At 65.6% G+C, this 5707-nt stretch carries 4 protein-coding genes; all 4 read left to right on the forward strand.

What is annotated here, in order from left to right:
- Positions 1-94: 94 nt before the first annotated feature.
- Genes ACFR9S_RS11490 through ACFR9S_RS11505 form a run of 4 tightly spaced genes read left to right on the forward strand, consistent with a single transcriptional unit; the run spans position 95 to position 5484 of the window.
- The gene (locus tag ACFR9S_RS11490) at positions 95-2257 is read left to right on the forward strand and encodes a (Fe-S)-binding protein (RefSeq protein ID WP_379731220.1); all 2163 of its coding nucleotides are present in this window, start codon (positions 95-97) and stop codon (positions 2255-2257) included.
- Positions 2258-2299: 42 nt separating this feature from the next.
- Positions 2300-3133 carry a DUF429 domain-containing protein gene (locus ACFR9S_RS11495; protein WP_379731219.1) on the forward strand — a complete coding sequence of 278 codons (834 nt, stop codon included), beginning with the start codon at positions 2300-2302 and terminating at the stop codon, positions 3131-3133.
- Positions 3134-3178: 45 nt separating this feature from the next.
- Positions 3179-3709: a hypothetical protein gene (locus ACFR9S_RS11500; protein ID WP_379731218.1), complete on the forward strand. Its 531-nt coding sequence runs from the start codon at positions 3179-3181 to the stop codon at positions 3707-3709.
- Positions 3710-3762: 53 nt separating this feature from the next.
- Positions 3763-5484 carry a radical SAM protein gene (locus tag ACFR9S_RS11505; RefSeq protein WP_379731217.1) on the forward strand — a complete coding sequence of 574 codons (1722 nt, stop codon included), beginning with the start codon at positions 3763-3765 and terminating at the stop codon, positions 5482-5484.
- The last annotated feature ends 223 nt before the right edge of the window (positions 5485-5707 follow it).

Here is a 5707-nt window from a genome sequence, read left to right on the forward strand (position 1 = left end):
GGCGGCGCTGGTGGCGTACGTGTTCGGGTGAGCCGGCGAGGCCGGCCGCTCGCAGTCGGCACCATTTAGGTGGCGGCAGCGCAGCACACAGGGTATGCTTGCACAGACGCGCGAGACGTTCTGGACGATTTCGCCGACGGGGAAGGCGGCGTTTTACTTCCTCGCGGCGGCGGCGATCCTGGTGTTCGCCGTCGGCGTCTACGAGCGGTTCCGTCGCTACGCGCGGGCGAAGGAGGACCCGTTCCCGCGGCTCGACGACCTGCCCGCCCGCGTCGTCGACGCCGCCGGCACCGTGCTCTCGAACCGCAACCAGTTCGATCGGGACATCTACGCCGGGGTGATGCACGCGTTCATCCTCTGGGGGTTCCTGACGCTGCTGATCGGGACGACGATCCTCGGGTTCGACATCGACGTGTACCGGCTCGTCACCGGCTCGTCGTTCTTCCAGGGCGATTTCTACCTCGCGTACTCGCTGGTGATGGACGCGATGGGGCTGCTGTTCGTCGTCGGCGTCGGGATGGCGATATACAAGCGCTACGCGCGGCGTGACGGGCGGCTCTGGGGGAAACACACGAGCCTCGAGGACGACGCGTTCGTCTGGACGCTGTTCGCGCTGGGCGCCGGCGGCTACCTGCTCGAAGGGCTGCGCATCCGCGCGACGGGGTTCCCCGACTTCGAGAACGTCAGCTTCGTCGGCTACTTCGTCGCGATGGTGATCGAGGCCGCCGGCATCGACGCCGGCGGCGCCGAGGCGCTCTACTGGTGGGGCTGGTGGTCCCACTCCCTGATCGCGTTCGGCTTCATCGCGTTCGTCCCCTACGCGAAGCCGTTCCACATGATCTCCAGCTTCGCGAACGTCGTCGTCAGCGACGACAAGGCGGGCGCGCGGCTGCCTTCCGTCCCTGCCGATCTCGACGCCGACACCGGCGCCGAGTCCATCGACTCCTTCACCTGGAGCGAGACGCTGGATCAGGACGCCTGTACGAAATGCGGGCGCTGTTCCTCGGTCTGTCCGGCCAACGCCTCCGGCCGGGATTTGGACCCGCGGGACGTGATCCTCGACCTGAAGAGCTACCGGGAGGAGGTCGACGCCGGCGACGAGGAGGTCGAAATCATCGCCGACGGCGGCGAGAGCGTCATCGACGCTAGCACGATGGAGTCCTGCCTCTCCTGTATGGCGTGTATGGACGCGTGTCCGGTCGACATCGAGCACCTCACCAGCTTCACGAAGATGAACCGTCAGCTCGTCGACACGGGGCAGGTGAACTCGGAGCTGCAGGACGTGTTCCAGGACGTGATGCAGAAGGGCAACACGTTCGGCGACCCCAACCGCAAGCGCGGCGACTGGTCCGAGGAACTGGAGTTCGACGTGACCGACGCCCGCGAGGAGGAGGTAGAGTACCTCTGGTACGTCGGCGACTACCCGAGCTTCGACGACCGGAACAAGAAGGTCGCCCGCGCGCTGGCCCGGGTGTTCGAGGCCGCCGACGTGAGCTACGGGATCCTGTTCGACGACGAGAAGTACGACGGCAACGACATCCGCCGGACCGGCGAGGAGTTCCTCTACCTCGAACTCGCGGGCCATCACGTCGAGTCCTTCGAGGACTGCGAGTTCGAACACATCGTCTGCACGGACCCCCACTCGTTCAACACGATCAAAAACGAGTACCCCGAGATCGACTACGCCGAGTTCGCCGACGACCCCGTGATGCCGTTCGAGTACGACGGGGAGTGGAACGCCGACGGCGAGATCGGCGTGTTCCACTGGACGCAGGTCGTCTCCGATCTGGTCGACGCCGGCCGACTCGACCTCTCCGGTGCGGATCTGGACTACACCGTCACCTACCACGACCCCTGTCACCTCGGGCGGTACAACGGCGAGTACGAGGCGCCCCGCCAACTGATCGAGGCGACGGGCTGTGACCTCCACGAGATGCCCCGCAGCCGCGACGACTCGTTCTGCTGTGGCGGCGGCGGCGGCGGCCTCTGGATGGAGTTCGACGACGAACCCAAGCCCAGCGAGGAGCGCCTCCGCGAGGGGATCGAAGATACGGACGCGGGCGACGCCATCGAGAAGTTCGTCGTCGCCTGCCCGATGTGTACGACGATGTTCGAGGACGGCCGCAAGACCGGCGGCTTCGAGGACGACCTCGAGATCGTCGACGTGGCGGAACTGGTGGAGGAGGCGCTCGACTCGCAGGGCGCGCTGGCGTCGGTCGGCGCCGACGACGGGACGACCGCGGCGAGCGCGGACTGACGCCTGCGGAACACCTTTTCGGCTGTCGGGTGAGCGATGAGTATGGACGGTCCCGATACAGTCTTCGGAGTCGACTTCAGTGGGGCGAAAGAAGCGGGGAAGAAAATCTGGATTGCCGAGATCGACTGTACGGGTGACGAGCCAGAGTTGATCGGTTGTAACCCAGCGACAGAGTGTTTCGGGACGAAGAAACGGGACCCCACGCTGAGAGAGCTGACCAAATATCTTGCTGGACTAACCCCGAACGCTGTCACCGGCCTCGATTTTCCGTTCGCACTCCCTCAGCAGATCGTCGGCGTCGACGACTGGGAGACGTTCCTGCTGGAGTTCCCAGGAGCGTTCGCCAGCCCGAGCGAGTTCAGGCGTCGGTGTCAGGCCCGCGGATCACGGCTCGACGAAGGCAAGGTCGAGTATAAGCGGAGAATCGAAGAGGAGCATGACGGACTCGCCGCGTACAACTATATGCTGTATAAACAGACGTTCTACGGAATCAGGGATGTACTCCGTCCTCTCGTGCTTTCGGACAGTGTCCGCGTCCCGCCGATGCAGGAGCCGGACGACGACCGCGAGCGCCCGACCGTGCTGGAGACCTACCCTGCTGGCGTCCTCAACGACCTGGACACAGACGAGAGTACCCGTGAGAACTACAAGAAGGACACCGACGAGAGTCGCAAGAAGCGAGAGAAGAACCTCGATGCACTCGAAACCAAGATAGAACTGACAATCGATGATGATCTTCGGAACCGCCTGCTAAACGATTCAGAGGGTGACGCACTCGATGCCGTGATCGCCGCCGGTGGAGTCTTACGCGCGGCGGAGAACGACTTCGCCTACGACGACGACTACGATGAGCAGGAGGGCTACATCTACGTCTGACTCGGCCGGGAAAACAGTTTATACCACCCGACCGAGGCGTGAACGATGAGCGAGGGGGACTCGACGACCGAGGTCTCGAAATGGGCGCTGTTCAAACCGTTCAAGCGACCGCTCGCGCTGAACCTGCTCGTCCCGGTGCTCGGAGTCGCACTCTGGCTGGTCACGTTCGACCAGACCGTCGAGGTGCTCGGAGTCGGCGGGGGGATCGCCGCGGACTCGACTGCCGGCCGGGTCACGCGGGTACGGGCGACGGCAGTCGCGAACGTCGTCTACGGAACGTTCCTCGGGGTCGCGACGCTGTCGGCCTACGGATGGGTGGTGTGGAACCTCTTCTTGAGTGGGTTCTCCACCCTGTACCTCCCTAACCTCTACTTCCGGCTGCGAGGGACCCCGATACCGGATCCGATGTTTCACATGGACGCCCCCCTTCTCCGGTACGGTGTCAACCCCGAGCGGATCGTGCTCCTCTCGTTGGCGTGGGTGGCGTCGACGTATCTCCTCTTTTTCGGCGGCGCGAAGCTGTTGCTGAAGCACACGCGTTGGAAGTACTGGTGGATCCCGAAGCTGCCGACGTAGGAGCTCAGGCCCCGCACCACACGCGTTTTACCCGTCGACCGACAAGCCGAGGTATGACCGACCCCGGTTCGCTCTCCGTTACCATCGTCGACGGCTACGTCGACGAGCCGGCCCACTTCGGGGTGCCGCCGTACATCTCCACCTACCCCCGGTTCACCGCGGGCGCGCTCGTCGACGCCGGCGTCCCCCGCGAGCAGATCACCTACCACACGATCGACGAACTCCGCGAGGACCGAATGAAGTGGGGCGACGTATCGACCGCCGACCTGTTCATCTACGTCGGCGGGATGACCGTCCCCGGCTCCTACGTCGGCGGCACGCCCGCCGAGCCCGACGAAGTGAAGGAACTGGCGTGGACCGCCGACGGCACCACCCTCTTAGGCGGTCCCGTCCGCTTCGGCGTCGGCGAGGAGAACGCCGGCGCACAGGATATGGAGCGCAAGGACCTCGACTACGAGTTCGTCGCGAAAGGCGACATCGAGGCCGCGGCGTACGACCTCGTGGACTCCGGGCTGGAGGGGTTCAACGACCGAATGCGCGACAACGAGGAACTCGACCGCTGGGCCGCCAAGGGCGCGTTCGTCGTCGAACAACACCCCAACCACCCCGAGTACCTGATCGCGGAGATGGAGACCTCCCGGGGCTGTGCGTACCGCTGCTCGTTCTGCACCGAACCGCTGTACGGCAACCCCGCGTTCCGGACGCCCGCGTCGGTCGTCGACGAAGTCGACCGGCTCTCGGACCACGGCGTCGAACACTTCCGGCTCGGCCGACAGGCCGACATCCTCGCGTTCGGCGGCGACGGCGAGGCGCCCAACCCCGACGCGATCCGCGAACTGTACAGCGGGATCCGCGAGGTGGCGCCGGACCTGAAGACGCTGCATCTCGACAACATGAACCCCGTGACGATCACGGACTACCCCGAGGCGTCGCGGGAGGCCATCGAGATCATCGCCGAGCACAACACGCCCGGCGACACGGCCGCGTTCGGACTCGAGAGCGCCGATCCCGTCGTGCAGGAGCAGAACAACCTCCTCGTCACCGCCGAGGAGTGTCTGGAGGCGGTGCGGGTGGTGAACGAGGCCGGCGGCTGGCGCCCGGACGAGAACCGCCTGCCGAAGCTGCTGCCGGGGATCAACCTCGTCCACGGGCTGGCGGGCGAGCGCCCGGAGACGTACGACCACAACCGTCGCTTCCTCCGGCAGGTGTACGACGAGGGGCTGATGCTCCGCCGGATCAACATCCGGCAGGTGATGGCGTTCTCCGGGACGGAGATGAGCGACACCGGGGCGGACATCGCCAAGGAGCACAAAGAGCAGTTCCAGGAGTACAAGCGCGAGGTGCGCGAGCAGGTGGACAACCCGATGCTCCAGCGCGTGGTGCCGCCCGGGACGGTGCTGCCGGACGTGTATCTGGAGTACCACGAGGACGGCACGACGTTCGGTCGCCAGCTCGGGACGTATCCGCTGCTGGTGGGGATCCCCGGCGAGCGCGAACTGGACCGCACGATCGACGTAGCGATCGTCGATCACGGCTACCGCTCGGTGACGGGCGTGCCGTACCCGCTGGACGTGAACGCGGCGTCGATGGACGAACTCGCCGCAGTGCCGGGCGTCAGCGACAGCCGCGCCGGGGATATCGTCGTCTCGCGGCCGTACGACTCGGTGTCGGAGGTCGACGAGATCGCGGACGTTGACCTCTCGCCGTTCGCGACCGTTGGGGACGTGGATATCGACGTGACGCGGACGCCGGACGTTGGTGGACAGGCGGACTGAGTTTTCTGATTCTTTGGAGTAGGAGTCGGTGTCGCTCCTTGGATCGTCGACGGCTGGAGTAGTGGCAGCCGTCGTAGCTCGGTCGGTGTCGAGCGGAACGGCGACCGCGACAGCAACTCGATCGTTGACCACTTGTGACCGCACCGCCCCGCACAGCCCACGAGCCTCCCCAGCCGACTCACTCGCTTCGCTCGTTCGTCCCTCGCGCTGAGGCGCGGCACAG

The organism is Halolamina salina, from assembly GCF_042678005.1.
Classification (GTDB): Archaea; Halobacteriota; Halobacteria; order Halobacteriales; family Haloferacaceae; genus Halolamina; species Halolamina salina.

Excerpts from the sequence above, each read along its gene's own strand:
- ACFR9S_RS11490 (WP_379731220.1), top strand. The coding sequence starts at position 95 with ATGCTTGCACAGACGCGCGAGACGTTCTGGACGATTTCGCCGACGGGG.
- ACFR9S_RS11495 (WP_379731219.1), top strand. The coding sequence starts at position 2,300 with ATGGACGGTCCCGATACAGTCTTCGGAGTCGACTTCAGTGGGGCGAAA.
- ACFR9S_RS11500 (WP_379731218.1), top strand. The coding sequence starts at position 3,179 with ATGAGCGAGGGGGACTCGACGACCGAGGTCTCGAAATGGGCGCTGTTC.
- ACFR9S_RS11505 (WP_379731217.1), top strand. The coding sequence starts at position 3,763 with ATGACCGACCCCGGTTCGCTCTCCGTTACCATCGTCGACGGCTACGTC.